At 60.0% G+C, this 24,576-nt stretch carries 22 protein-coding genes; 8 read left to right on the top strand and 14 right to left on the bottom strand.

The window, feature by feature from the left end:
• The first annotated feature begins 135 nt into the window (after positions 1-135).
• Positions 136-669, top strand: coding sequence for a GNAT family N-acetyltransferase (locus ACYU7Q_RS07770; protein ID WP_460608877.1), 534 nt, complete (start codon positions 136-138; stop codon positions 667-669).
• Between the two features lie 60 nt (positions 670-729).
• On the opposite strand, the gene ACYU7Q_RS07765 is transcribed toward ACYU7Q_RS07770, so the two are convergent.
• Entirely contained in the window at positions 730-2,439 is a 1,710-nt protein-coding gene (locus ACYU7Q_RS07765) for a GNAT family N-acetyltransferase (protein ID WP_460608876.1), read from the bottom strand.
• A 99-nt stretch (positions 2,440-2,538) separates the two neighbouring features.
• On the opposite strand from ACYU7Q_RS07765, the gene ACYU7Q_RS07760 reads away from it, so the two are divergent.
• Positions 2,539-3,015, top strand: coding sequence for a hypothetical protein (locus ACYU7Q_RS07760; protein ID WP_460608875.1), 477 nt, complete (start codon positions 2,539-2,541; stop codon positions 3,013-3,015).
• A 79-nt stretch (positions 3,016-3,094) separates the two neighbouring features.
• On the opposite strand, the gene ACYU7Q_RS07755 is transcribed toward ACYU7Q_RS07760, so the two are convergent.
• The 12 genes from ACYU7Q_RS07755 to ACYU7Q_RS07700 all read right to left on the bottom strand — a co-directional run bounded on the left by ACYU7Q_RS07755 (position 3,095) and on the right by ACYU7Q_RS07700 (position 18,500).
• The gene (locus ACYU7Q_RS07755; RefSeq protein ID WP_460608874.1) at positions 3,095-4,249 is read right to left on the bottom strand and encodes a hypothetical protein; all 1,155 of its coding nucleotides are present in this window, start codon (positions 4,247-4,249) and stop codon (positions 3,095-3,097) included.
• Positions 4,250-4,306: 57 nt separating this feature from the next.
• Positions 4,307-4,963: a sugar phosphate isomerase family gene (locus ACYU7Q_RS07750; protein ID WP_460608873.1), complete on the bottom strand. Its 657-nt coding sequence runs from the start codon at positions 4,961-4,963 to the stop codon at positions 4,307-4,309.
• An 81-nt stretch (positions 4,964-5,044) separates the two neighbouring features.
• On the bottom strand, positions 5,045-6,457 hold the full coding sequence (locus ACYU7Q_RS07745) for a serine hydrolase domain-containing protein (protein ID WP_460608872.1): 1,413 nt from the start codon (positions 6,455-6,457) through the stop codon (positions 5,045-5,047).
• 39 nt (positions 6,458-6,496) lie between these two features.
• A complete protein-coding gene (locus tag ACYU7Q_RS07740) occupies positions 6,497-7,192 on the bottom strand; it encodes a CoA transferase subunit A (RefSeq protein ID WP_460608871.1) in 696 nt (231 codons plus the stop codon).
• On the bottom strand, positions 7,189-8,430 hold the full coding sequence (locus tag ACYU7Q_RS07735) for a carboxypeptidase-like regulatory domain-containing protein (protein WP_460608870.1): 1,242 nt from the start codon (positions 8,428-8,430) through the stop codon (positions 7,189-7,191). The genes ACYU7Q_RS07740 and ACYU7Q_RS07735 overlap by 4 nt, the downstream gene beginning before the upstream one ends.
• 44 nt (positions 8,431-8,474) lie before the next feature.
• Complete coding sequence (locus ACYU7Q_RS07730) at positions 8,475-9,713, bottom strand: carboxypeptidase-like regulatory domain-containing protein (protein WP_460608869.1); 1,239 nt, start codon at positions 9,711-9,713, stop codon at positions 8,475-8,477.
• 33 nt (positions 9,714-9,746) lie between these two features.
• Positions 9,747-10,694 carry a bifunctional riboflavin kinase/FMN adenylyltransferase gene (locus ACYU7Q_RS07725; RefSeq protein ID WP_460608868.1) on the bottom strand — a complete coding sequence of 316 codons (948 nt, stop codon included), beginning with the start codon at positions 10,692-10,694 and terminating at the stop codon, positions 9,747-9,749.
• 96 nt (positions 10,695-10,790) lie between these two features.
• Positions 10,791-11,630, bottom strand: coding sequence for a tRNA pseudouridine synthase B (gene truB, locus ACYU7Q_RS07720; RefSeq protein WP_460608867.1), 840 nt, complete (start codon positions 11,628-11,630; stop codon positions 10,791-10,793).
• Positions 11,630-12,460, bottom strand: coding sequence for an undecaprenyl-diphosphate phosphatase (locus ACYU7Q_RS07715; RefSeq protein WP_460608866.1), 831 nt, complete (start codon positions 12,458-12,460; stop codon positions 11,630-11,632). Before ACYU7Q_RS07715 ends, truB begins: the two co-directional genes overlap by 1 nt.
• Positions 12,461-12,542: 82 nt before the next feature.
• Positions 12,543-12,869, bottom strand: coding sequence for a DUF3098 domain-containing protein (locus ACYU7Q_RS07710; protein ID WP_460608865.1), 327 nt, complete (start codon positions 12,867-12,869; stop codon positions 12,543-12,545).
• A gap of 70 nt (positions 12,870-12,939) precedes the next feature.
• Positions 12,940-13,839, bottom strand: coding sequence for a cell division protein FtsX (locus ACYU7Q_RS07705; protein WP_342296532.1), 900 nt, complete (start codon positions 13,837-13,839; stop codon positions 12,940-12,942).
• A gap of 41 nt (positions 13,840-13,880) precedes the next feature.
• Positions 13,881-18,500: a translocation/assembly module TamB domain-containing protein gene (locus ACYU7Q_RS07700; RefSeq protein ID WP_460608864.1), complete on the bottom strand. Its 4,620-nt coding sequence runs from the start codon at positions 18,498-18,500 to the stop codon at positions 13,881-13,883.
• A 226-nt stretch (positions 18,501-18,726) separates the two neighbouring features.
• Here ACYU7Q_RS07700 and tsaD point away from each other — a divergent pair, with 226 nt between their 5' ends.
• The 5 genes from tsaD (at position 18,727) to ACYU7Q_RS07675 (ending at position 23,003) form a co-directional block, all read left to right on the top strand.
• On the top strand, positions 18,727-19,740 hold the full coding sequence (gene tsaD, locus ACYU7Q_RS07695) for a tRNA (adenosine(37)-N6)-threonylcarbamoyltransferase complex transferase subunit TsaD (RefSeq protein ID WP_460608863.1): 1,014 nt from the start codon (positions 18,727-18,729) through the stop codon (positions 19,738-19,740).
• A gap of 102 nt (positions 19,741-19,842) precedes the next feature.
• Positions 19,843-20,301 carry an SsrA-binding protein gene (smpB, locus tag ACYU7Q_RS07690; protein WP_460608862.1) on the top strand — a complete coding sequence of 153 codons (459 nt, stop codon included), beginning with the start codon at positions 19,843-19,845 and terminating at the stop codon, positions 20,299-20,301.
• Positions 20,302-20,434: 133 nt separating this feature from the next.
• A complete protein-coding gene (locus ACYU7Q_RS07685; RefSeq protein WP_460608861.1) occupies positions 20,435-21,226 on the top strand; it encodes a C40 family peptidase in 792 nt (263 codons plus the stop codon).
• A gap of 157 nt (positions 21,227-21,383) precedes the next feature.
• On the top strand, positions 21,384-21,875 hold the full coding sequence (locus tag ACYU7Q_RS07680; protein WP_198067922.1) for an HNH endonuclease: 492 nt from the start codon (positions 21,384-21,386) through the stop codon (positions 21,873-21,875).
• A gap of 60 nt (positions 21,876-21,935) precedes the next feature.
• A complete protein-coding gene (locus ACYU7Q_RS07675; protein WP_460608860.1) occupies positions 21,936-23,003 on the top strand; it encodes a fatty acid desaturase family protein in 1,068 nt (355 codons plus the stop codon).
• A gap of 74 nt (positions 23,004-23,077) precedes the next feature.
• Here the strand turns inward: ACYU7Q_RS07675 and ACYU7Q_RS07670 are convergent, their stop codons facing one another.
• Positions 23,078-23,914, bottom strand: coding sequence for an alpha/beta fold hydrolase (locus tag ACYU7Q_RS07670; protein ID WP_460608859.1), 837 nt, complete (start codon positions 23,912-23,914; stop codon positions 23,078-23,080).
• 146 nt (positions 23,915-24,060) lie between these two features.
• On the opposite strand from ACYU7Q_RS07670, the gene ACYU7Q_RS07665 reads away from it, so the two are divergent.
• Positions 24,061-24,471: a hypothetical protein gene (locus tag ACYU7Q_RS07665; protein WP_460608858.1), complete on the top strand. Its 411-nt coding sequence runs from the start codon at positions 24,061-24,063 to the stop codon at positions 24,469-24,471.
• The last annotated feature ends 105 nt before the right edge of the window (positions 24,472-24,576 follow it).

The following is a 24,576-nucleotide window of genomic DNA, read 5'->3' as shown; positions in this document are numbered from 1 at the left end:
GTATTTTAAGGAAGTTGGTGAGAAGAGCAGTAAGGCAAACGAATGCGCAGTTTACATACAAAAGCCCATCCTGCCACAGGAGTTGCCCTTTTGTCCGTCTATTATTTCCGGCCCAATAGTTTTCTTGCGCCCCTTATGACCCCGCTCATTACCTCCCTCAGTCCGGCCGAAGCCCGGGCACTAATACCCCAGCTCCACGAGTTGCTGCACGACGCCGTCGATTCCGGCGCTTCCGTTGGTTTTCTGCCGCCGCTGCCTGCCGCCGAGGCTCAGGATTACTGGCAGAGCGTCATCGAAGCCGTGGAGGAAGGGCACCGCGTGCTGCTGGTGGCCCGCCAATCCGGCACCGATGACCTCCTCGCCACCGTGCAGCTCGACCTGGCCACCCGCCCCAACTCCCTGCTGCGCGCCGAAGTATCGAAGCTGCTGGTGCACCGGCGGGCGCGCCGCCAGGGCCTGGCCCGGCGGCTGCTCCTGGCCTTGGAAGACCACGCGCGCACACTGGGCCGCACCACGCTGGTACTCGACACTCGCCACGGCGACATTGCCGAGCAACTCTATCAGTCAATGGGTTACGTATTCGTGGGCGCAATCCCGGCGTACTTCATCAACTTCGACGGGCAGCCGCACGCTACGGCGGTGTACTATAAGTTATTAGCCGGCAACTAAAAAAGGCGGCAGTCATTCCTATGACTGCCGCCTTTTCTTCAAGGAGCCAAATGCTAAAGCCTATCCTGCCGCGATGGCCTTGCGGCGCGAGCCGGTGGTCGGTCGACGCTCCTCGCCCTGGGCCAGCAGCTCATCGTCGCGCTCGGTCTTCTTCACCCAGCTCACCGAGTACAGGTCCTTGCGCCGGTCGCGCAGGTTGCGCACGGCGCCGCTGGTGTTCAGGTCTTTGAGCAAGTCAAGGTCGAGGTCGGCGATGAGGGTCATCTCCGTGTTCGGGGTAGCTTCGGCTACGATGGCATCGTGCGGGAAAGCGAAATCCGAAGGGCTGAACACAGCCGACTGCGAATACTGAATATCCATGTTTTCGACGCGCGGCAGGTTGCCCACCGAGCCGGTGATGGCCACGTAGCACTCGTTCTCGATGGCACGGGCCTGCGCGCAGAGGCGCACGCGCTGGTAGGCGTTCTTGGTATCGGTCCAGAAAGGCACGAACAGGATTTTCATCCCTTCGTCGCTCAGCATGCGGGAGAGTTCGGGGAATTCCACGTCGTAGCACACCAGAATGCCGATTTTGCCAAAATCCGTATCGAAGCACTTCAACTTGTCGCCACCGCGCATGCCCCAGTAGCTGGCCTCGTCGGGCGTCACGTGCAGCTTGTACTGCTCGTCCACGGTGCCGTCGCGCCGGCAAAGGAAGGCCACGTTGTGCAGCTTCTCGTTCTCGTACACGGGCATCGAGCCGGCCACGATGTTGATGTTGTAGCTCACGGCCAGTTCCATCATCTTGGCCTTGATGGGCTCGGTGAAAGCCGCCATGGCCCGAATGGCTACCGCCGGCGAATCCTCGTTGGTGAGCGCCATGAGTGGCGCGTTGAAGAACTCCGGAAACACCACGCAGTCAGACTTGTAGCCACTCACCGTGTCCACGAAAAACTCAATTTGCTGCAACAGGTCTTCCAGCGAGCGGGTAGCACGCATCTGCCACTGCACAATGCCGATGCGGACGTTGGATTTCTGGTTACCGATGAGCTTTTCGGTCTCCTCGTAGTACACGTTAATCCACTCCAGCAGCGTGGCGTAAGCCTTTGATTCCGAGTCGTAAGGCAAGTAGCCACGAATGATTTTACGCACATAAAAATCGTTCGAGAGCTGGAAGGTGAGAATGGGGTCGGTGAGCTCCTTATTGCGCACCTTTTCCACGTACTTGGCGGGCGTCATCTCGTTGGCGTAGGTGGCGTAGCCGGGGATGCGGCCGCCGGCCACCATGGCGCGCAGGTTCAGGTTTTCGCACAGCTCCTTGCGAGCGTCGTAGAGGCGGCGGCCCAGGCGCAGGCTGCGGTATTCGGGGTCCACAAATACGTCGACGCCGTAAAGGGTGTCGCCGTCGTCGTCGTGGGTGTCGAACTTGCCGTTGCCGGTGATTTTGGCGTAAGTGTGCTTGTCGCCGTACTTGTCGTAGTCCACGATGATGGCCAGGGCAGCGGCCACCAGCCGGCCGTTGTCCTCAATGCCAATCTGGCCCTCCGGAAACTTGCGGATGAGGGCGCTGAACTCGTCGGCCGACCACGCGCCTTCCATGTTGGAATACACCTGGTCCATGATGTCCTTGATGGCCTTAAAATCGGAGCGGCGCAGCGTGCGCAGCACGAGCTTGTGGGCCGGCACGGCAGTGGGCGTGAGGCGCTCAGCGGCTACGGGCGGGGTGGGCTTGCCCACTTTTTTGGCGTGAGCACCGCCGGGAGCGGTTTTGCCGTTGGCAGATTGAGCCATGATATAGTCAGGTTAAGAAAAAACAGAAGAACGAATGAGGGCAATATGCCTTAACACGCTAATTTTCGGGCAAAGTTCACCTTTTTTATTCTGCACAGCATGAGAGCACTGATTACCCTATTGTTGATAGGAAGCGCCGTGGTTGGCGCGGCAACCGGCGCCGTGAGCCAAAGCCACCCCACGAAGCGAGCCCCCCTGGCAGCCGCAAGCCCCAAGACCGGGCCCGCGGGCACCAGCACGGCGCCCTGCCAGCAGCCTGTGGCGCTGGGCCGCTACGCCTGCGGCCACACTTCCATGCGCGGCATGTTCATGGCTTACCCCGATTTAACTATCAAATCAGCTACCACCTATACCCAGGACAACCAACCCGGAACCTACCGCTACGACACTGCCAAGCGCCAGATTACCTGGCTGACCGGCCCGCTGGCCAAAACCGGCTGGCACGCCGAATTCTTTCCTGCCGGCTGCGAGTACACGGACGCCTACGGCGCCAAAAACAGCATGAGCGAAGCCACCATCGATGTATTGGACAACAAAAACGTGTCGATATACACCGGCAAGCTGGCGGCCAAATAACACACGCCGAATACCTCTAACAAAGCGGCCCAGCCCCGAAAGGCTGGGCCGCTTTCTGCGTCTTAAGGCCGCCGACTGTTTACTCCCGCACCACGCGTCGCGTGGCCGTGCCGCGGGCCGTGGCCACGGTGAGTAGCGCCACGCCCCGGAAGTTGCCAAACGTTTCGGCCCCGAGTGTAAGCACCTCAGCCGGCGTGTTGAAATGCCGGCTGAAAAGCCGCCGCCCCACCAAATCGGTGGCCGAAACGGTGAGCGGCCCGCTACCGGCCGGCACCGTCAGCAGCAGCGGCGTGCCGATGGCCGAGGGGTTGGGGGAAGCGGTGAGCACAGCGTCGGTGGCCGCGTCGCGGTTGGCGGTGCGGATGATGCGGCGGTAAATGTCGCGGTATTCCACGCCGGTCACGGTTTCCGTGCCGCCTACCATGCGCGTGGTGATGGTGAGCAGCGGCACGTGCTGGGTTTTGGCCAGCCATTTATACTCGCGGGTCAACGGAATATCGAACCCCTGACCGGGCATGCCGCCGATGGCCGCGCTGTCGTGGTCGATAAGTTTAGTTACCACTCGCACCGTCTGGAACGTGCCGAAGGGCGTGACAAGTGTACCCCAAGCATCGGGCTTGTTTACGCGCTTACGCTTCTGGCTGAGGTAGCCCGCTGTGGCAACGGCCGCTGGGGTTGAGAAAAAGGAATTGCTGGAATCGGGCAGGCTGGCGAAACTCAGCGGAAAGCGATAAATCACGTCCTGCTGGGCTGCGCTGGCATACGTTGCCGGGATGGCCGTGCCATTGAGCGAGGCTCCAAAGCCCACAGAGCGGAAATCCTGCTGGGCCGCTGTTGCCGCTGAAGTGGCGTAGAACTGATAAGAATCGGTTATAGGAATGGGCAGCGCTATGGGGATAGGCAGGGCTTGGGGCGAAGCCACAGTAGCCCGGTTGGCCCCGCCCAACGGCCCAAATACGAAGGCGTACGTGAGCGAGGTAGCCGTTACTGGCACAAAGGATTCGACCCGTTGCGAAGCTGGCGTGAGGGTGCTGTAGTTCCAGGTCTGGTTGGCCCCACGCCGGCTCAGGGGCGGCACGGTGCTGGGCAGCACCGGGCTGGCCACGCTCAGCCGCAGGCTGTCGACGGTGGTCGTGGTGGACGGCATATCGGTCCGGTCGATTATTGGCGAAACCTGGGCCTGGGCCAGCACGGGCAGGGCAGTAAGGAGCAGCAGGGGTAAGAGTTGGCGCATAGATTCAACAATAAAGGGTGGTGACGAAGATACGCCTGCTGCCTTATTTTCAGGATACTAAAGCATCATTTCGGGCACCTCGCCCTTGGGCACCACCAACTTGCCAGCCGTGGCAGCCACAATCTGCTCTACGCTCACGCCGGGGGCGCGCTCACGCAGCACGAAGCCATCGGGCGTCACGTCGATGACGGCTAATTCGGTCACGATTTTCTTCACGCAACGCAGGCCGGTGATTGGCAAAGTGCAGTCAGATAATAGCTTAGAAGAGCCGTCGCGGGCCACGTGCTGCATGGCCACGATGATGTTCTTGGCCGAAGCCACCAAATCCATCGCGCCGCCCATGCCTTTCACCATCTTGCCGGGGATTTTCCAGTTGGCAATGTCGCCGCGCTCGGAAACTTCCATTGCGCCGAGGATGGTGAGGTCGACGTGCTCGCCGCGAATCATGCCGAACGAATCGGCCGAGGAAAAGATGCTGGAGCCGGGCAGGGTGGTCACGGTTTGCTTGCCGGCGTTGATGAGGTCGGGGTCGACCTGGTCTTCGGTGGGGAAGGGGCCCATGCCGAGCAGGCCGTTTTCGGATTGCAGCTCGACGTTGATGCCCGCCGGGATATAGTTGGCCACCAGCGTAGGAATGCCGATGCCGAGGTTGACGTAGGAGCCGTCTTTCACTTCCTGGGCGATGCGCCGGGCGATACCGTGTTTGTCTAACATAATTATCTGAACCGTAGACTTATCGAATTAAACAGAGTCCGCGGATTTTGTGGGTGGGAGTTTAGAAGGAGTATGAAAAAGTTACTTGGTGCCCGAAGAAACTGGAGCCGGGGCTAATTTTTGGTCGGGCACAAACGACTCGTACACGGCCGTTTTGAACTTGCCAGCCAAGTCACGGCTGGTGCTATTGGGGTATTTCTGGGTGTAAATCAGGCCCACCAGCTTCTGTTGCGGGTCGACCCAGTACGTGGTGCCAAAGATGCCACCCCACTCGTACGAGCCGGCCGACAGCCCCGGCACCCGGGCGTTCTCGGGCGTGGTGATGCTGAAGCCCAGGCCGAACTTGTTGCCGCCCTGGCTCACGGCCCCCATCTGGTTCTGGGTAATGAGGGCGACGGTGGCGGGCTTGAGCAGCTGGCGGCCGTTGTAAGAGCCGCCGTTCAGCATCATTTGCAGAAACCGGGCGTAGTCGTCGATGGTTGACGATAGGCCGGCTCCGCCCGAAAAGTACGTGCCCTTGGCCTTCGGGTAGTTGGGTATCATGCGCCCCTGCGGCTCCATTTCTACGCTTTGCTTGGCAGCATTTTCGGTATACAGCAGCGCCAGGCGCGCTTGCTTGTCGGCGGGCAGGTAGAAATAAGTGTCTTTCATGCCCAGCGGCTGAAACAGGCGCGTGCGCAGAAACTGGTCCAGCGACTGGCCCGAGAGCACCTCAATCAGTCGGCCCAGCACGTCCACGCTCAGCCCGTAGGTGAACCGTTCGCCCGGCTGGTGCATCAGCGGCAGCTTGCCCAGCGCATCCATTGAGGTAGCCAACGTGCCCGAGGGCGTACCAATGCCGCTTGGAATGCCCGCTTTGGCATAAATCGCCGTGGCTTCTTTGCTGCCAATCACCGGGTAGCTGATGCCCGAAGTGTGCGTAAACAGCTGCCGGATGGTAACCGGGCCGTTGGCCGGCACCGTGGTGTAGGTCGAATCCTTCGGGTTGAAGGTGGCTAGCACCTGGGCGTTGGCAAAGGCCGGCAGGTACTTCGAAATGGGGTCATCGAGCTGGAATTTTCCTTCGTCGTACAGCAGCATCAGCCCGACGCTGGTCAGGGCCTTGGTCTGGGAGGCGATGCGGAAAATGGCATCGGTGCGCAATGGGCTTTGGGTGAACATGTTGTCTACACCAAAGGACTTGCGGTACACCACCTTGCCGTCGCGCAGCACCAGCGCCAGAGCACCGGGCACGTGCTTGTCGTATCGGCGGATTGAGCCAGCGGCAGTCGGCAACGATAACGGGCCGTACGCGCCGCGCGTGCCCACGTCAGCCGTGTACTGAGTCAGCAGCTCATCAATACGCCGGGCCTCGGCCGGGGCGATGGTAGGTGGCGCTACTGCTGGGGCTGGCGCCGCTTTCGGGCGCGCCGCCTTGCGGGCCGGAGCCGCCACCTGAGCAAACGCGCCGGGGCTACTCAGCAATAACAGCAGGACAAGGGTGGACCTTTTCATGGGCAAATCAGAAAAAATAAGCCTGGCGCGATGGAGGCATTATGCCCGCACCGTGCGCTGCTCAATGCGCTTTTCGTACTTCTCGCCCTGATAGATGCGCTGCACGAAAATGCCCGGCGTATGAATCTGGTTAGGGTCAAGCTCGCCGGCGGGCACCAGCTCTTCTACTTCGGCCACCGTGATTTTGCCGGCCGTGGCCATCATCGGGTTGAAGTTGCGGGCCGTCCCTTTGTAGACGAGGTTGCCGGCCGTGTCGCCTTTCCAGGCTTTCACGAAGGCAAAATCGGCGTGCAAAGCCGTTTCCAGCAAATACATTTTGCCGTTGAACTCGCGGCTTTCCTTGCCTTCGCCTACCTCGGTGCCGTAGCCAGCCGGGGTGAAGAAGGCCGGGATGCCCGCGCCGCCCGCCCGGCAGCGCTCGGCCAGGGTGCCCTGCGGAATCAATTCCACTTCCAGCTCGCCGCTCAGCAGCTGGCGCTCAAACTCAGCATTTTCGCCGACGTAGCTGGAAATCATCTTGCGCACCTGCTTGGTTTGGAGCAAGAGGCCGATGCCGAAGTCATCAACGCCCGCGTTGTTCGAGATGCAGGTGAGGTTTTTCACACCAAGGCGCAGGATTTCCTGAATCGAGTTTTCGGGGATGCCGCACAGGCCGAAGCCGCCGAGCATCAGGGTCATGCCATCGGCGAGGCCTTGCAGGGCGGCTTGTACGTTGGGAACGGTTTTGTCAATCATGGGTGGGTTTGGGAGGCGGCGGCCGAAGCCGGCGGTAGGTAATTCACGGGTAAAAATTCACCCATTTTTTCGAACCCCCAGTATTCGTCGGTAAATACGGCCAGCGGGTTCGTCAATTGGCCGTTGGGTTGAATCTCGATTTCACGCTGCATCAGCACGAGTTGCGACACCTGCCGGTCGGCGGGCGGGTAAGGCGCAGTGGTGGGCAGGGCGGGGCGTATTTGGTACAGCGGGTCAGGCGCTTCGCGCAAGTAGCTCACCTGCAAGTTGTCGCGGAAGCGCAGGAACACCGGCTCGCCACCGGCCGCCACGCGGCGCAGGCTATCCACGGGCAGCACCTTCGTGTAGAGTAGCGAAAATGCCTGGGGCACCTTTGCCCATCGCCCGATGGAATCCTGCTCGGCGCGCGTAAAGGCCGAATTCAGGTGCTCGCGCACTAATTGGCGGCGCAGGCTGTCGGCCCGAACAAAGCGCGGGTTGGGCACGATGCGTAGGCGCTGGGCCGTGAAGCCTTCCTCGGCCACCCGGCCGGTGCGCACGCTCCGCAGAAAATGCGTGAGCGAGCCGTAGTAGGCCGCCCTACGGTTGGCTTCCCAGCGGCGCTGCTGGCGGGCGTTGCGGGCGGTCATTTCCTCAAATACGGGCTGGCCGTAGAAGCTGATGACGTGCTGCGTGAAGTTGGTGTTGAAGCGCAGCCCGTAGTATTTGATGCGGTAGCCGAGAGCCTGATTATCAACTTGCACGAAGTTGATGGCCGTGGCCGTCAGCTCGTTGGTTTCGGGGTCGAAATCGACCAGCACATCATCAGGATTGCGAATGCGGCACTGGCGCGAAAACGTGGTGCGGCCCAGAAACAACTCCGTGAATTTCTGGTAGTCGCTGGCGCGGTTCGGGTTGGGGCGCACCACCACTTCACCGAGGCGGTTGGCCGTGGGGGGCAACTGCAGCGTGAGCTGCTGCGCGTTGGTACTTACTGTTACGGGCTGTTTGGCCAGCCGGTAGCCCACGTAGGAGCCCACCAAGTCATAATTCCCAGCGGGCACGCTCGGGAAATTGAACTGGCCCTGCTCAGTGGTCGTCACGCCCAGCGTGGTGTTCGCCAGAAACACACTGGCAAAAGCCAGCGGCTGGTGCGTCACTGAATCCAGCACCACGCCGCTCAGCCGGCCCTGCGCTTGCACTCCACTGGGCCGCACCAGCAGCGCCAGCAACAGCAAAAGCACCGTGAAGAAGCGCATTCGGGCGGACCAGAGGTAAGATGACGCTGAAATCAGGCCTTATTTTACTGGCGAGGCGACGCCGTAGATGCCGTGGGCGGCATGTAGTCGAACGGCAGAAACTCTCCGATTTTCTCAAAGCCCCAGTATTCGCCGTTGTACACGTCGAGCGGGTTCAGGAGCGAGCCGTTGGCCTGAATGGCGGCCTCGCGGCCCTGCAGCTTCAGGCGCGACACCTGCCGCTTGGCCGGATACGGAATTTTGGGGTAGCCCAGCGGCGACATCGGCCGCTTGTACAGGGGGTCGGGCGCCTCGCCGAAGTGCGCCACTTGCAGCTCGCCCGTGAAACGCAGGAACGTGCGTTTCCCATTCGGCCCCACCCGCCGGATGCTGTCAATGGGCAGCGGAGCCTGGTTGAGGGTAGCAATAACCGGGGCCATGTCCTCCCATCTATCCAGCGAGTCCTGCTCGGCGGCGGTGAATTTGTTGTCGGGCCGGCTGGCCAGCAGGATGCGGCGCTTCTCGTCGGCGCGCTCGAAGCGTGGGTTCGGGCCCACAATGATTTGCTGGGTCAGAAAGCCCTCGGCCTGCACGCGGTTGTTGTACACGCTGCGCAGAAAGTGCATAAACGAGCCGGTGTAAGCCGTGAGGCGGTTGGCCATCCACTGCTTGCGCTGGCGCTCATCGCGCGGCTTCAGTTCCTCAAAAACCGGCTGGCCGTAATAGGAAATCGAGCCGTCCTCGTCGTTGGCCGCGAAATACAGCCCGTAGTATTTCAGGCGGTACCCCAGTGCCTCGTTGTCAATCTGCACAAACTCCTTGGCCTGTGCGGTCAAGGTTTTGGTCGAGTCGTCGAAAAATACGCGTACATCATCGGGGTTGCTGATGTGGCACTGCGCCGAAAACGTGCTGCCGCCCAGAAACAATTTTGAGAATTTCTCATACTCTTCGGGCTTATTGGGCTCCGGTTTCACCACCACTTCGCCCAGCTGGTTGCCGGTGGGGGCCAGCTGCAAGGTAATCTGCTGGGCCGCCGCACTCATGGTCACCGACTGCTTGGCGAGGCGGTAGCCCACGTAGGAGCCCACTACATCGTAAGTACCGGCCGGCACCTTGGGGAACTCAAATTTACCTTGCTCCGTCGTCGTCACGCCCAGCGTGGTATTGGCCAGGAAAACGCTGGAAAACGCCAGTGGCTCGTGCGTTACCGAATCCAGTACCACGCCAGTCAGCTTGCCCTGCGCCTGTGCCGCGCTCCACGTTCCCAGCAGGCAGCAAATCAGCAATAATTGCAAATATCTCATTATGAAATAATAAGGTAAAATATTGGCGGCCGGCTAAGCCAGCGCGGCCCGTGTGTTCTGCGCATCCAACGCCAGTTGAGCCGTTAGCGCGTCCAAGCCGTCGTATTTTTCTTCGGCCCGCAGCCAGGCCACAAACTCCAGCGTCAGCAGCTGGTCGTATAAATCGCCGTTGAAATCAAGTAAGTTCACCTCAATCGTCTGGGCCAAATCAGTGCCAATTGTGGGCCGCACCCCAATGCTGAGCATGGCCTGGTGCCGCGTGCCTGCCGCCGTGACGGCCCACACCGCGTAAATACCCCGGGCTGGCACCAGCTTCAACGGTTCCTGAACGGTCAGATTAGCCGTCGGATAACCGATGGTGCGGCCGAGTTTCTGCCCGTGCTCCACCAAGCCCGTGAGCGGGTAGTGGTAGCCCAGGTAGCGATTGGCGGTAGCGATGTCGCCCTGTCGCAGCGCCTGCCGGATGCGGGTGCTGCTCACGCCCACGGCGTCCACGTCTTCGCGGGGGATTTCCTCCACGGTCAGGCCGTAGCGGTCGGCATTTTGACTAAGATAGTCGAACCCGCCTTCGCGGTTTTTGCCAAAGCGGTGGTCGTAGCCGATGACCAATTGCTTGGCCCCCACAGTTTTCAGCAGCAGGTTCTGAATGTATTCTTCTGAAGTCCACTGCGCGAACTCCTTGGTGAAGGGCACAATGAGCAGGTAGTCAACGCCCCGCTCGGCCAGCTTGGCAATGCGCTCATCCAGCGTGTTCAGCAGCTGCAAATCCAGTAGTTCGGGGTGGGAGGGAGGCGGCCCTAGCACCAGGCGCGGGTGCGGCCAGTAGGTAATCACCACCGACGGCGCGCCGCTGGCCTGCGCCACTTCGCGCAGCCGCGCCAGAATGCGCTGGTGCCCCACGTGCACCCCATCAAAGGTGCCACTGGTCACAACGGCATTACCAAGAAAAGGAAACTGGGCCGGGTCGCGGATGACGTGCATAAGGCGCCGGAGAAGCGTATTTGAAGGGATAAAAACCGCCACGAAGGTAGCGGGCACAGGCCTGAGACGCCGCAGCTACGCGATAATCCAGCGTGGCTACTCCGGGCTGGCTTCGGGCGCTTCCTCGTGCGCCTGGTGTTGCTTGGCCGCCAAGGCATCGGCCTGAAGTGCGGCAAAATATTGCAATCCAGCACGGTTAGGAGCGGTGTGCGGGCGTTCGTGGCGGGGGCGTGCAGGCGCTTCGCCCTCGGGCCGCGGCGGGCGCAGGGCCTCGATGGCATCGAGCGTAAAAGCATTTTCCACCCGAAAATCGCCGATGCGGGTACGCACCAGCCGCGTGAGGTGCGCGCCGCAGCCCAGAGCCACACCCAGGTCGCGGGCCAGGCTGCGGATGTAGGTGCCCTTGGAGCAAACCACGCGAAAATCAACTTCGGGCAGCGCAATACGTGTGAGCTCAAAGGTTTTGATTTCGACCGTTTTGGACTTGATTTCAGCTTCCTGGCCGGTGCGGGCCAGCTCGTAGGCCCGCTTGCCGTCGATTTTCACGGCCGAGAAAATGGGCGGCGTTTGCTGGATTTGGCCGGTGAACTGGGCCGTGGCGGCCGTAATCTGCTCATCGGTAAGGTGGGCGTAGGGGCGGGCCATGTCCACGGCCGTTTCCAGGTCGAAGCTCGGGGTGGTTTCGCCGAGGCGGAAGGTGCCGGTGTATTCTTTTTCCTGGGCCTGAATCTGGTCGATTTCCTTGGTTTTCTTGCCCGTGCAGAGGATGAGCAGACCCGTAGCCAATGGGTCGAGTGTGCCGGCGTGGCCGATTTTCTTAATGCGCAGCGTGTTCTTCACCTTGCGCACCACGTCGAAGGAAGTCCACGTCAGGGGCTTGTCCAGGAGCAGCACTTCCCCCGTTTCAAAGTCGAAATCGGCCAGGGTCTTCGTCATTATACCAGATTTAAGGGCAGTTTCAACGCCAACATAATCAACAAAATACCGCCCGCAACGATGCGGTAAATACCAAAAGCCCGGAAGCCGTATTTGGCCACAAACCCAACAAACAGCCGGATGGCCAGCAACGCCACCACGAATGCCACCGCGTTGCCCAGCGCCAGCTGCTTCAGCTGCTCGCCCGTGAACAGGTGCGCCATGTCCACGCCCTGTGCCTTGGCATCCTTGTAGTAATCGTAAATGTCTTTCACGGCCGCGGCCGCCATGGTGGGCATGGCCAAGAAAAAGGCGAATTCCGCCGCCGCGCGGCGCGTGAGCTTCTGGGTGAGGCCGCCGATGATGGTAGCAGCCGAGCGACTGGTGCCCGGCACCACGGCCAGGCACTGGAACAGACCGATAATCAGGGCTTCCTTAAAGCTGGGATTGGTAACGGGGTGGCCGCCTTCCTGCGGGTCTTCCTGCGGAAACCAGCGGTCGATGAACAGCAGCACCACGCCGCCAATGACGAGCATCACGGCCACGGTCGTCACCGATTCGAGCAGGGCGTCGATGTGTTTTTTGAACAGCAGCCCCACCAGCACAATGGGCAGGAAGGCCACTAACAGCTTCAGGTAGAAGTCAATGCTCTGGAAAAAGCGCTTGTAGTACACTACAAACACCGACAGAATCGCGCCCAGCTGAATGACTACCAGATAGAGCTTGAAAAACGGCGTGGGCGGAATGCCCAGCAGGGCCGAGGCAATAATCATGTGCCCGGTGCTGGAAACGGGCAGAAACTCGGTAATGCCCTCCACGATGGCGAGGAGTAGCGCGTGCCAATAGGTCATTTAACAGGTAGTCGGTTTTCGGTGAGCCGTTGGTGTTAAGCTATTTGCCGATTCAAAATTGGCAAATAGCTCACTGCTAGGGCTAATAAGGGCGCTTGTAAGCCGGTGCGGCAGCAGGAGCGTTGCTGGCAACGGGCACCTCGGTGGTGAAAGCTGGCGTTACCACATGGGCATCGGGAGCGGCAACCAGCGACTTATCGCGCACCATGATGGCTGCGAACTCCACGATAAACCCGGCAATGAGCAGCAGCGGCCCGAGCGTGATGCCCACGAAGTCTTCGCCGTAGTTGGCCTTGTCGCCAAACATCATGGTGATGAAGCCGGCGGCCAGCAGGGCCAGGCCCGCCCACATCAGGCGGTAGTTGCGGGGGCCAAAGGCGAAGCGGAAGGCGGGTTTGGTGGGTTGCATAGGGATTTCGATTATTCGTTTTCAATGAAACATCAGGCTTCAACTTCGGTCAGCCTAGTGTTTCGGAATATTAATACAAGTCGTCGAGCGACATTTTGAGGTACTTGTGCACGGCGCGGGCCGAGCTGAAAAAGCCAATCACTACGCCCAGCACGATGACGCCGAGCAGCAGCAAGCCGAGGCGCAGGTCGTCGCGCAGCAGGCGCAGCGGCTCTACTTCGAGGTAAGCGTATTGCAGCAGCGCCACCAGAATCAGGGCCGCCAGCAGGCCGCTGGCGAGGCCCTGCCACGTAGCGCGCCGCAAAAATGGCTGCTGAATAAAGAGCCGCGTCGCGCCCACCAGTTGCATGGACCGGATGAGAAAGCGTTGCGAGAACAGGGCCAGCTTAATCGTATTGTTAATCAGAATGACCACCACCAGCACCAGCACCGCCGCAAAGCCCAGCAGCACAAGGCTCACCCGCGTAAGGTTGTTGTTGATGCTGGCGAACAAATCCTGCGGATACTGCACCTCAAACACGCCGCGCTGGGCCGAAATGCTGCGGTTGAGCTGGCCCAGGTGGGTAGTATCGGTGAATTCGGGCTTGATTTTGAGCACGTAGGCATCGCGCAGCGGGTTGTCGCCGAGGAACTGACGAAAGTCTTCGCCGGTGCTTTGCAGCAGCTGGCGGGCCCCTTCTTCCTTGCTCACAAAACGGATTTGGGGTTTGCCGTTGCGCTCGGCCACGAAGGGCTGCTGGCCCAGGTCCTGTTGCAGGCGCAGCAGTTCCGTTTCGGGCAAGTCGCGGTCGAGGTATACTTGCACCTCCAGGTTTTCGCGCACCACTTCGCTCAGCTTTTGGGCGTGCACCAGCAGCAGGCCAAACAGGCCAATCACCACCAGAGCCAGCGTAATGCTGAACACCACGAGCAAAGTGGGGTAGGAGCCGAGCTTTTTCTTGCGGGAATGGGAAGTGGTTGGGGCAGCCATATCCGGCAAAGGTAACGGAAGGGATAAGTAAAAAGAACGTTCTACAGATTCGTGCGCGGGTCGTCGTCCACGTTCATCACCTCCTTGCCTTCGCGGGCTTTCTGGGTATTGCGTTCCTTCTTTTTGGGATTCTTGCGGGTGAACAGCTCGCCGAAGGAGTTGAACTGCTCGGTGTGCAGCAGCGAGAGGCCCGCCCTAGGCTGGTTTATGGTTTCCAGGTCGCGCGGGGTTGTCTCGTAACGCAGCTTCGCCCGGAACTTGCCATCGGCGCGCAGGTAATATTCCAGGCTAAGGTCCCCAAGCAGGGATGCCTGGCCGGCGGTATTGCCGGTACCTATGGGCACGGTGGAGGTGCCTCCCGTGGTGCTATTTACCAGGTTGGCATTGCTGGTAAAGCCGCCCTCGCGCGTCACCCGAAGCCGCCCGTTCAGGAACGAGTAGCTGAGCCGCACCTGCAGGGCCTGCAGCTGCTCGGCGGTGATGCCGTTGATGTTAAAATCGATTTCCAGGTTCTGGTCGATTTGCGAGGTGAGCAGGCCGAGTTGGGTACTCAGCACCTGCCCCAGGCTTTTGAACGCGGTATTGTCCTGTCCCCGAATGGAAATGGTGTTGCCAAATGAGCCCGGCGGCGAAAGCTGTTTAAATACCAATAGGCTGAAAACTTGTCGGTTGAGCTCCTGCTCATCGTTGCGCAGCGAAGTGGTGAATGCGGCCAAATCGCCCTGGAGCGTACCCGGCGTGTCGTTGAATTCCAGATTGAGCTTGATGGCCGGCAGCAGCAGCGGGCCGGTCAGGGTCATCACGGCCGTCACGGGCACCACCGCCACGCTGCCCGACGAGCCAGAGCCCAGCACCGGGGCCAGCGAAGTGCGCTGCGTGTAGGTGGCCGTCACGTTCATCTCGCCGGCCAGCGGGTCGCCGTTCCAGGAAATGATGCCGCCGGGGCGCACCACAAACTCCTTGTTAATCAAACCTTGCAGGGTGAAATTATAAGCGCCGCGCACAATTTCCACCTGCCCATACATATTGAATTCGCCGCGCGTGTCAATGGCCATGCGCAGCTGCCCGGCGGCCGAGCCGCGAATAACATCCCCCGTGCTTTCATCGAGCAGAATCTCCATGTACGCCTCCGGCGTAATGGTCAGGTTCATATTAAGCTTGATGCCCGACAAATCCACTTTGTCCTGCGCGGCCACCGCCACGGCCTTTTTCGTGATGACGGTATCGCCCACCGGGTTGTTATTTACGAACTTGATGTAACCCGCCTTCTCGGCCTTAGCTGCGTTGTCGAGGGGAAGCGAGACGCGGGTACCGGCCTCGCTGCTGGCCCGCACGGTTACGTCCAGGTCGTCGGTGGGGCCCGTCACGCGGGCGGTGCCGGTGGCGTAGGCCGTGCCGAAATACAGCTCGTTGTCCTTGCGCGTGGTGTTGAGCACCTGCATCTTCCGGAAAGTGGCCGCGATGTCGAGGCTCATGTCCTTGAAGCCGTGGTGCGTCACAATGCCATCCACGGTGCCGGTGTTGCCCAGCACGTCGCGCAGCTTAATGTTGCGGAATTCTATCGACTTGTTGGTGAAGCTGATGCGGTCAGCAAACGTGTAGGTTGTGCCCAGGTAGCCAAAGGTGAGACGGCCGTTGCTTACGTCCACGTGGCCAAGCAGATTCGGCGCGCCAAACAGGCCCGTGAGGCGCAGCTCGCCCTGCCCGGTGCCGCCCAGGTTCTTGAACAGCGAGCCCAGAAAGGGCTGCGCCAGCACAATGGGCGCGTCGTTGAGCGTACCGGTGAGGTTGAACTGGTTGGTCTGGTCCTGCGGGGCGATGTCGCCCAGCACCGTCAGCACCGACTGGCCGGCGCGGGCCACGTCCATGTTCACGCGCAGCTTGCCGGCGGCGTTGTCCCAGTCGCCGCGCCCGGCCACCTGGCCAATCAGCGTGCCGTCGTATTTCAGCGAGTCCACGCCCAGCGTCGTGCTGATGGCCAGCGGGCCGTACACGCCGCTCACGGTACCCTGCGCATTCACGCGGCCGGCCAGGTTCTGGCCGGTGAGCGTCTTCAGCGTGGCCAGCTCGAAGTCCTTGATTTGCAGCTGCAACGGCGGCTGGCTGGCATCGGGCGAGATGAAGCCCTGCGCGCCCACAAACTGCTCGCCGTTGCTGAACGTCAGGTTCTTGATATCGAACTCCTTGCCATAATTGGAAATCCGCACCGAGTTATTCTCCGCGATGGTCCAGTCCTTATCCAGCAAATGCACGTCCGACTTCCGGAAAATCACCTCCACTGCCCGCGCCAAGAAACCCAGCGAGCCGTTGATGGTGGCCTTGTTGGTGGTGCCCGTCTGGGCCAGCGAGGTCGAAAAATTGATGCGCTGCTGGTCCCACACGCCTTCCACAATGAATTTTTCGGTGCGGCCCAGCCCCGGCAGCACCTGCCGGTCGCTCGTGATGCTGGCCTGGGCCAGAATGTCGGGCTTGTAAGGCAGCTTGGAGGTGAGGAAGTCGAAGTTGTCGTTCACCGTGCGCACCGGGCCGTAGCGCAGGCTGTCGAGGTGGCCGCCCAGCTGGAAAATCGACGTGGCCCCGTTCCGAAACGAGCCGTCGATGCGGCTGCCGTCGGCCACCCGCAAATCAGGCACGAACAGCGTCAGCAGGGGATTGGCTTTTTTCAAATTCAGCAGCAAATCAACCTGATACACCGGCAGCGTGCGCTGGCGCTTGCGGCGGTAGTAGTCGGCCGTAGCGGCGGGGTTACTCTCGAAGTTGAGCCGGTATTCGGCGATGAGCGTTTGCACATCGCGCACCACATCCGACGTGTTGAACGTGCCGGCCAGGCTAGCATTCAGCGCCTCCGAGCGCAGCATTACCCGGCGCTGATTCAGGCGGTTGCGGGTACTCACCACGTCCAGCGTGTCAAGATTCAGCTTGCGGCCTTCCAGAGCGAAGCGCGAGTGGCGCAGGTAGGCGTGGCCAATGAGCGAATCGAGCTGCACGCCCTTAAATTTCACGTCTGCGGTAGTGGACACGGTCAGCGGCTGGCTCATCAGGCCCAGCGTGCGCAGGTTGGCGTGGTCAATTTTGGTTTTAATGTCCACGTCCTGGTGCTCGCGGTCGAGGTCCACGTGGCCGTCGGCCACAAGGCGCACAGCCGGGTCGTTCACCGTAATGTGGCCGTTAAACGACTGTTGGTGAAAGTCGCCATTAAGGGCGATGTTGTGGTAGCGGTAGCCGTTCAGCCAGATGGCTGGCACCGTTAGCTCGGCCTGACCCCGCGCAAAGGGCGGCAAAAAGCCCACGCCCGACACCTTGCCGTTCAACGTCACGTCCCGGATGATGCTTTCGTCGCCGAGGAACTTGCCCAGCTGGAAGGCATTGGAATGCACGGTGCCTTCGTAAGTGGCGTGCGTGAGGTCGGTTTTGGTTTTGAGGTTCACGTCTGTTGCCACAAAGCCCAGCGCTGTGTCGAACGAGGCATTGGCCACGAAGTCATTGTAAAACCCCAGCACCTGGCCCTGCAACTTCACCGTGCCCAGGCGCTGCACAATCTTGTTGGCTGCGGGCGGTAGCCACTTCTTCAAATCATTGGCCACCACCACCGACGGCAGCAGGCGTAGGTCGATGAAGCTCTCCTTATAATTAGGCAGGCCGTCGGCGTGGGCGCGCTTGGCCACAATGTGGGTGCCGCTGCCGTAGTGCACATCCAGGTTGTTCACCTTGAAATCGCGCACGTAGCCTGTGGCATCGCCCGAAATAGCCACCGACTCGTGCATTTCGCTTAGCTGCGGCGCAAACTTGGCAATGTCGTCCGAGTAGACCTTCGAATTGCGCAGGTGCGCAATGGTCTTCATCGAGTCGTTGTAATCGGTGAAATTGCTAAAAACCCGAAACTCAAACCGCACATAATCTTTGATTTGGCTGCGGCCCACGCGCAGGCTCAAATCCTTGAATTCCCAGAAATGCGGCCCGTACGTCATGTCCGCCGTGATTTCGCGCAGCGGCGTCCGCGAGGGCGTTTCCACGGCGTGCAGTTGGCTGATGCGCATCCGCAGCGTGTCTTCGAGCCGGATTTTAGAGATGTCGGCGTAGATGCTATCAACTAAAAGATGGTCGTAGTCGATGCTCTGGCCGTAGGTTTTGGCGTGCGGCACGTCGCCTTTCTCAATGGCAAAGTGCCCGTTGCGCAGGGCCACGGCAGCAATCTGAAAATCAAAGGGCGCCGACTTTGCCGTGTCCTTCGATGGCCCAATCAGCCGCTTCACCGCCCGAATAAACTGACTGAAAGTGGTCGAATCGGGCTGGCCGGGCAGGTTTTTTAGCTCGAACCGCGGCTCATTGAGCGTGAGCGTGGCGATGTGCAGGTGGCGCGGGTCGAACACTGAAAACAGCGCGATATCGGCATCAGCCCGCCCAATGCTGAACAGCTCGCCGCCGCGCCGGTCCTTCACGCTCACCGCATCGAGCAGCACCCGCGAAAACGGCCGGATATCCACCGCGCCGATGGTGACCTGCTGGCCCAGTTTCTTGGTCAGCACATCGGCCGCCTCGTGGGCCAGCCGGGTTTGCACGCTCGGAATGCGCAGCGCCACCAATGCCCCCACCACGGCCAATACCACCAGCAGCACGAGGCCCAGCAGTATTTTTAGCAGAATGGCGAAGAAACGACGCACCGGACCAGGAAGATTTGAATGCGAGAATCGCGGGTGAATCCGCAAAGTTGCGGTTTTTTAGTCGTCTGAGACAACTATCACGCCAAGGGAACGGCCAATGCCTGGTCGGGGTTCAACTCCTTCGGCCGAACTTTGCGGGCGCACTATCCCAGTCTCGCTTCTCGAAGCGGTTGATTTTTCGCTGTGCTGTGCCCGTTTTTGTCGTTAGTTAATCCGAATGCTATCCATGCTCGCCCATCCCATCATCCTCGCCATCGAGTCGTCGTGCGACGACACCGGCGCGGCCGTCCTGGCAGGCGGCCAGCTGCTGAGCAACGTCGTGGCCACGCAGAAAGTCCACGAACAGTACGGCGGCGTGGTGCCTGAGCTGGCCTCGCGCGCCCACCAGCAGCACATGCTGCCCGTCGTCACGGCCGCTCTCCGCGAAGCCGGCATTACCAAAGCCGACCTCGACGCCGTGGCCGTCACGCAAGGGCCCGGCCTGCTCGGCTCCTTATTAGTAGGCGGCATGTTTGCCAAGACCCTGGCGCTGGCGCTGGATAAGCCGCTGCTGGCCGTGAACCACATGCGGGCCCACATCCTGGCCCACTTCCTGCGCGACCCCAAGCCCGAATTCCCTTTCCTCTGCCTCACCGTAAGCGGCGGCCACACGCAATTGGTAGTGGTGACCTCGGCGCTGGAAATGGACGTCATCGGCCAGACCATCGACGACGCCGCCGGCGAAGCCTTCGATAAAACCGCCAAGCTCCTCGGCCTGCCGTACCCCGGCGGCCCGCATCTGGATAAGCTGGCCCGCCAGGGCAACCCGCAGCGCTTCGCTTTCCCCGTGGGCGCCATGCCGGGCTACGATTTCTCCTTCAGCGGCCTGAAAACGTCGGTGATGTATTTTCTGAAAAAGGAAGTGGCCGCCAACCCCGATTTCGTGCAGGAAAACCTGCCCGACCTCTGCGCCAGCATCCAGCACACCATCGTGGCCACGCTGCTGCGCCAGCTCCGCCGCGCCGCTGCCGATACCGGCCTCACCCAAGTGGCCCTGGCCGGCGGTGTGGCCGCCAACTCCGGCCTGCGCACCGCGCTGGAGGCCGAAGCCGTGGCCCAGGGCTGGCAGGTATTCATCCCAGAATTTCAGTTTTGCACTGACAATGCTGCCATGGTGGCCATGACCGCGCATTTTCAATACCAAGCCGGCGAATTTGCCGACCAGCTCAGCAGCCCCAACCCGCGCCTGAAGCTCACGTAGGCGTAGCTTCGCGCCCCGTTCGCGGCGTTGCAGCACCTGCTTTAGTGGGTGCCCGCCAGAACAAAGCACCGGCTACCGCAGGTGCTACAACCCATTACCACCATGGCCAAAGACGATAAACCTGTCATCATCAACATCAAAAACCGCCGCGCCAGCCACGAATACACCTTCCTGGCCAAGTACGACGCGGGCGTGATGCTGCAGGGCACCGAAATAAAAAGCATCCGCGAAGGCAACGTGAATCTGACGGACGGCTACTGCACCTTCGACCACCGCGGCGACCTCTGGATTCACAGCATCCGCATCGCGCCCTATTCCTTAGGTACTTACAATAACCACGACGCCATGCGCGCCCGCAAGCTCCTGCTCAACAAGCGCGAACTGAAGCAGTTGGCCGGCAAAAGCGTGGACCAGGGCCTCACTATCATTCCCCTGCGCTTGTTCGTGACGGACCGCGGCTTCGCCAAAATCGAAATCGCCCTTGCCCAGGGCAAAAAGCTCTACGACAAGCGCAACGACCTGAAGGAAAAAGCCCAGAAACGCGACATGGAAAGAATGTGATAAATGTGAGGAATATGGAAATGTGATAATTGAAGAGATTCATTTGAGGCAGCGGTAGCATCTTTGTAGTCTGTGGAAACGCTCATTGAGACTAATTCTCACATTTCCACATCACCCGCATTTTTACATTATTTTGAATCCCGGCATCTGCGCGCTTAGCGCCGTCCCCGTCCGCGCCGAGCCCAACGACCGGGCCGAACTCGTCACCCAGCTGCTTTTCGGCGAGTGCTACCACATTCTGGTGAAGCAGGAAAGCTGGCTGCAAGTCCAGCTCGCCGCCGACGACTACGTGGGCTGGATTGATTTCAAGCAGCACACGCCCGTTTCGCCCGAGTACTATGCTGCCTGGCGCGCCCAGGACCACCCCCGCGCCCTCGATGTGGTGCAGGCCGTGAGCGACGCTACCACCAAGATTCCGCTCACGCTCGGCTGCCGCCTGCCGTTTTTCGATGGCATGAACGTTCGCATCGGCGAGCGCAGCTACTTCTACAACGGCACCGCCACCAACCCCACCGCCGCGCCCGATGCCGCCCGCCAGGCCCTGCTGCTGCGCAAAGTGGGGCTGCTTCACCTGAAAGCGCCCTACGTGTGGGGCGGCAAAAGCATCTTCGGCCTCGACTGCTCCGGCCTGTGCCAGCAGCTCTACGGCCTGGTCGGCATCCAGCTCCCGCGCGATGCCCGCCAGCAGATTGACCACGGCCGCCCCGTCCATTTCGTGGCCCAGGCCAAATTCGGCGACCTCGCTTTCTTCGACAACGCCGAAGGCCGCATCGTGCACGTGGGCATGGTGATGGACGAAGGCCAGATTCTGCACGCCCACGGCGAAGTCCGCCTCGACCCGCTCGACCACAACGGCATCTACAACCGCGACCGGCAGCGCTACAGCCACAAGCTGCGCCTGATAAAGCGCCTGCTGCCGGAGTAGGAGGGGAGCGCAGAAGAGAAAACAGAACATGCCTCGGCTGTGCTTGGCATGACCGTTCTTTTACTATTGCAATCCCGCTGAACTTAACTCCCACACGCTTGTTTATTTGGTCGGAAACCGCTAGCTTTCGGCGGGTTATCCGAGCCCAAAAGCGTGTATGGACCAAAAAGTGTTAGTGCTGAATGGCGACTATACCGCCATCACCCTGTGCAGCGTGCAAAAGGCGTTTGTGCTCCTGTTCCTCGACAAAGCGGAAATGGTGGCCAAGTCTGACGGCACCCTTCGAACGATTTCGCAGGCCTATCCCAAGCCGAGCATCATCCGCTTGCAGCGGTACGTGCGCGTGCCCTACAAAGGCATTGCCCTGAGCCGCCACAACATCTTCAAGCGCGACCATTTCGAGTGCCAATACTGCGGCTCGACCAAAAATCTCACCCTCGACCACGTCGTGCCCCGCTCGCGCGGTGGAGAATCTTCGTGGACCAACCTGCTCACGGCCTGTGCCCGCTGCAACCACGCCAAAGGCCACCACACGCCCAATGAAGCAGGTTTAACCATTCGGCAGCAGCCCAAAAAGCCCACGCTGGCTGGCTTCCTGCGCCTCTCGGCAGGCACCATCGACCAGAACTGGCACGCGTACCTGAATTAAGTTCAGCCGTATAGGGTTAGGAAGGGGTACCTTTGACCTTCATTCCCCCCTTACTCTTATATGGCCCTCCCCAAGTTCGCTGCAACCCGCTCGTTTCATACCGAGCTCAAAACCCGCATAAATCACTATTTCGAGGAATCGGGGCAGCGAATGACTGGTGACTTTAGCCTCATTTTCAAAGGGGGGATATTGGTGAGCCTGATGGCTGCCCTTTATGTGCATCTGGTGTTTTTTACGCCGGCTTGGGGTTTGGCTTTGTTCGAATGCGCGCTGCTGGGCTGCGTCATCGCCGCCATTGGCTTCAATGTGATGCATGACGGCGCCCACGGCAGCTTTTCGCGCTTCGCCTGGGTTAACAAGCTGGCAGCTTACACGCTCGGTGTGCTGGGCGGTAGCCCCTACATGTGGAACTCCAAGCACAACCTCATTCACCACACCTATACCAACATCGAGGGTCACGACGACGACATCAACATCCAGCCCTGGATGCGCATGACGCCCGACCAGCCCAAGCACCCGCTGCACAAGTACCAGCACTTCTATTTCTGGGCGCTCTACTGCATGCTCTACACGTCCTGGATTTTTGCCATGGACTACCAGAAATACTTCTCCCGTCAAATCGGCGCCATCGGCCTCAAGCCCATGAATACCGGCGAGCACGTCAGCTTCTGGGGGTTTAAAGTGCTGAACCTCTTACTCTACGTGGTCCTGCCCATCTACATGGTCGGCTTCCTGCCGTGGCTTGCGGGCTTCATGCTGAGCACCGCCGTAGCCGGCCTGGTCCTGAGCATGGTGTTCCAACTGGCCCACACCGTGGAGGATGCCGCTTTTCCCGTGCCCTGCTCCGTCACCCACAAGCTAGAAGACGAATGGGCCATTCACCAGGTGCGCACCACCGCCAACTTTGCTACCGATAACAAAGTGGTTAGCTGGCTGGTGGGTGGCCTCAACTTCCAGATTGAGCACCACCTTTTTCCCAAAATCTCGCACGTACACTACCCGGCCATCAGCAAAATTGTGCAGCAGGTATGCAGCGAGTTTGACATCACGTACAACAACTACGCCCGCACCCGCACCGCCATTGCCTCGCACGTCGGCTTCCTGCGCCAGATGGGGCGCGTCGCTTAGGCATCGTATCCAGTCAAATGAAAAAGGCCCCGACGCATTTGCGTCGGGGCCTTTTTCGTATTTCTGAAGGCTGTTTACTTGCCGACAAAAGCCAGCAGGTCAGCCGTCAGCTTATCCTTGTCGGTGAAGAACAGGCCGTGTGGTGCGCCCTCGTACACCTTCAGCTCAGCGCCGGCTACCATTTTGGCCGTCCGCTCGCCGCTCACTGGATATGGTACCGTCTGGTCCTTGTCGCCATGAATCACGAGTGTGGGTACGGTTACCTTCTTCAAATCGTCGCGGAAATCGGTACCCGAGAACGAAGTCACGCACTCGTCAGTCGCATTCGGCGCGGCCAGCGTGGTCACCGTCTGGTTCCAATTGAGCACCGCCTGGCTCACGGGGTGGCTGATGAGACTCTGGCCGTAGAAATCTTTGGCAAATCTTTCCAGGAACGCGAAACGGTCCTTCGCAATGCCTTCGTGCATCTGGTCGAACACCTTTTGCGGCACACCGTCGGGGTTGTCGGCGGTCTGGAGCATGTAGGGCGTCACGGCGCTCACGAAGGCCACGCGGGCCACCCGCGCCTGCCCGTAGTTGCCAATGTAACGGGCAATTTCGCCGCCGCCCATCGAGAAGCCCACCAGCGTCACGCCGGTCAGGTCCAGTTCCGTCAGCAGCGCGTTCAGGTCCGAGGCTAGCGTGTCGTAGTCATAGCCGCCCCAAGGGCGCGAGGAGCGGCCGAAACCGCGCCGGTCATAGGCAATCACGCGTTTGCCAGCCTTAGCCAGCGCCACCGCCTGATGCTCCCACATGGTATGGTCGAGTGGCCAGCCGTGGATGAGCACCACCGGCGCGCCCTGGCCCCAGTCTTCGTAGAAAATTTGGACCGGATGCCCGGCTGCGTCGTTGCCTGCTTTGATATAAGCCATGAGGTAAAGGAGTTTTGGATGAGTTGATACATTCTCCTTACGGGCGTGGCGTTGTGGGGGGTTTGGCGGCGTAGGGTTAAGATTGTGGCTTATGCTTATGGTACATTAGACTTCCTTTGCTAAGAAACTACTCACGCCAGCTAAAAATGAGATTCCCAACTATCAAGACTGACTTCTGGGAGCTTCGGTCAGCGGAAGCTTCGCACCATAAGAACCCTAAGTCGTTTTGGATTCCTCCGCTGCATGAGCGCCAAAACTTGCAACGCGGTCAATTAGCTAGGCTAATTTTTGATATCGAAGTAGAAAATGAAGCAGGAGAACTCGAAGTAGTTGGGGAACGCATGTGGGTAATGGTGAGCGAAGTATTATCCGATGGCTTTATTGGCCTTTTGGACAACCAACCTGCTTGCTGCGATGTCGACAGCGACTTTTATTTATCATTTGGCGCTGAAATTCCTTTTCGAGTAGAAGATATAATCGATATTATCAATCCTGAGCAAGAACATGCTGATTGGCATTTGAGTCAAACTCCTGAAAGAAATTGGCCCCGTGATTAAGTTATAGACACTTACACGTGAAGTCAGGACTAGCAAAACCGCTTGAAAATCCGTACCTTTGCGGCCCCGCCAAGGTGGCGGGCCTTGCGCCTTAACAGCAAGAGG

The sequence above is a fragment of the Hymenobacter terrigena genome (genome assembly GCF_054776515.1).
This window is presented reverse-complemented; position numbering and strand designations above follow the sequence as displayed.

What these genes read in the sequence shown, in the direction of transcription:
- ACYU7Q_RS07770 (WP_460608877.1), top strand. Translation starts at nt 136, where the DNA reads ATGACCCCGCTCATTACCTCCCTCAGTCCGGCCGAAGCCCGGGCACTA.
- ACYU7Q_RS07765 (WP_460608876.1), bottom strand. Translation starts at nt 2,439, where the DNA reads ATGGCTCAATCTGCCAACGGCAAAACCGCTCCCGGCGGTGCTCACGCC.
- ACYU7Q_RS07760 (WP_460608875.1), top strand. Translation starts at nt 2,539, where the DNA reads ATGAGAGCACTGATTACCCTATTGTTGATAGGAAGCGCCGTGGTTGGC.
- ACYU7Q_RS07755 (WP_460608874.1), bottom strand. Translation starts at nt 4,249, where the DNA reads ATGCGCCAACTCTTACCCCTGCTGCTCCTTACTGCCCTGCCCGTGCTG.
- ACYU7Q_RS07750 (WP_460608873.1), bottom strand. Translation starts at nt 4,963, where the DNA reads ATGTTAGACAAACACGGTATCGCCCGGCGCATCGCCCAGGAAGTGAAA.
- ACYU7Q_RS07745 (WP_460608872.1), bottom strand. Translation starts at nt 6,457, where the DNA reads ATGAAAAGGTCCACCCTTGTCCTGCTGTTATTGCTGAGTAGCCCCGGC.
- ACYU7Q_RS07740 (WP_460608871.1), bottom strand. Translation starts at nt 7,192, where the DNA reads ATGATTGACAAAACCGTTCCCAACGTACAAGCCGCCCTGCAAGGCCTC.
- ACYU7Q_RS07735 (WP_460608870.1), bottom strand. Translation starts at nt 8,430, where the DNA reads ATGCGCTTCTTCACGGTGCTTTTGCTGTTGCTGGCGCTGCTGGTGCGG.
- ACYU7Q_RS07730 (WP_460608869.1), bottom strand. Translation starts at nt 9,713, where the DNA reads ATGAGATATTTGCAATTATTGCTGATTTGCTGCCTGCTGGGAACGTGG.
- ACYU7Q_RS07725 (WP_460608868.1), bottom strand. Translation starts at nt 10,694, where the DNA reads ATGCACGTCATCCGCGACCCGGCCCAGTTTCCTTTTCTTGGTAATGCC.
- truB (WP_460608867.1), bottom strand. Translation starts at nt 11,630, where the DNA reads ATGACGAAGACCCTGGCCGATTTCGACTTTGAAACGGGGGAAGTGCTG.
- ACYU7Q_RS07715 (WP_460608866.1), bottom strand. Translation starts at nt 12,460, where the DNA reads ATGACCTATTGGCACGCGCTACTCCTCGCCATCGTGGAGGGCATTACC.
- ACYU7Q_RS07710 (WP_460608865.1), bottom strand. Translation starts at nt 12,869, where the DNA reads ATGCAACCCACCAAACCCGCCTTCCGCTTCGCCTTTGGCCCCCGCAAC.
- ACYU7Q_RS07705 (WP_342296532.1), bottom strand. Translation starts at nt 13,839, where the DNA reads ATGGCTGCCCCAACCACTTCCCATTCCCGCAAGAAAAAGCTCGGCTCC.
- tsaD (WP_460608863.1), top strand. Translation starts at nt 18,727, where the DNA reads ATGCTCGCCCATCCCATCATCCTCGCCATCGAGTCGTCGTGCGACGAC.
- smpB (WP_460608862.1), top strand. Translation starts at nt 19,843, where the DNA reads ATGGCCAAAGACGATAAACCTGTCATCATCAACATCAAAAACCGCCGC.
- ACYU7Q_RS07680 (WP_198067922.1), top strand. Translation starts at nt 21,384, where the DNA reads ATGGACCAAAAAGTGTTAGTGCTGAATGGCGACTATACCGCCATCACC.
- ACYU7Q_RS07675 (WP_460608860.1), top strand. Translation starts at nt 21,936, where the DNA reads ATGGCCCTCCCCAAGTTCGCTGCAACCCGCTCGTTTCATACCGAGCTC.
- ACYU7Q_RS07670 (WP_460608859.1), bottom strand. Translation starts at nt 23,914, where the DNA reads ATGGCTTATATCAAAGCAGGCAACGACGCAGCCGGGCATCCGGTCCAA.
- ACYU7Q_RS07665 (WP_460608858.1), top strand. Translation starts at nt 24,061, where the DNA reads ATGAGATTCCCAACTATCAAGACTGACTTCTGGGAGCTTCGGTCAGCG.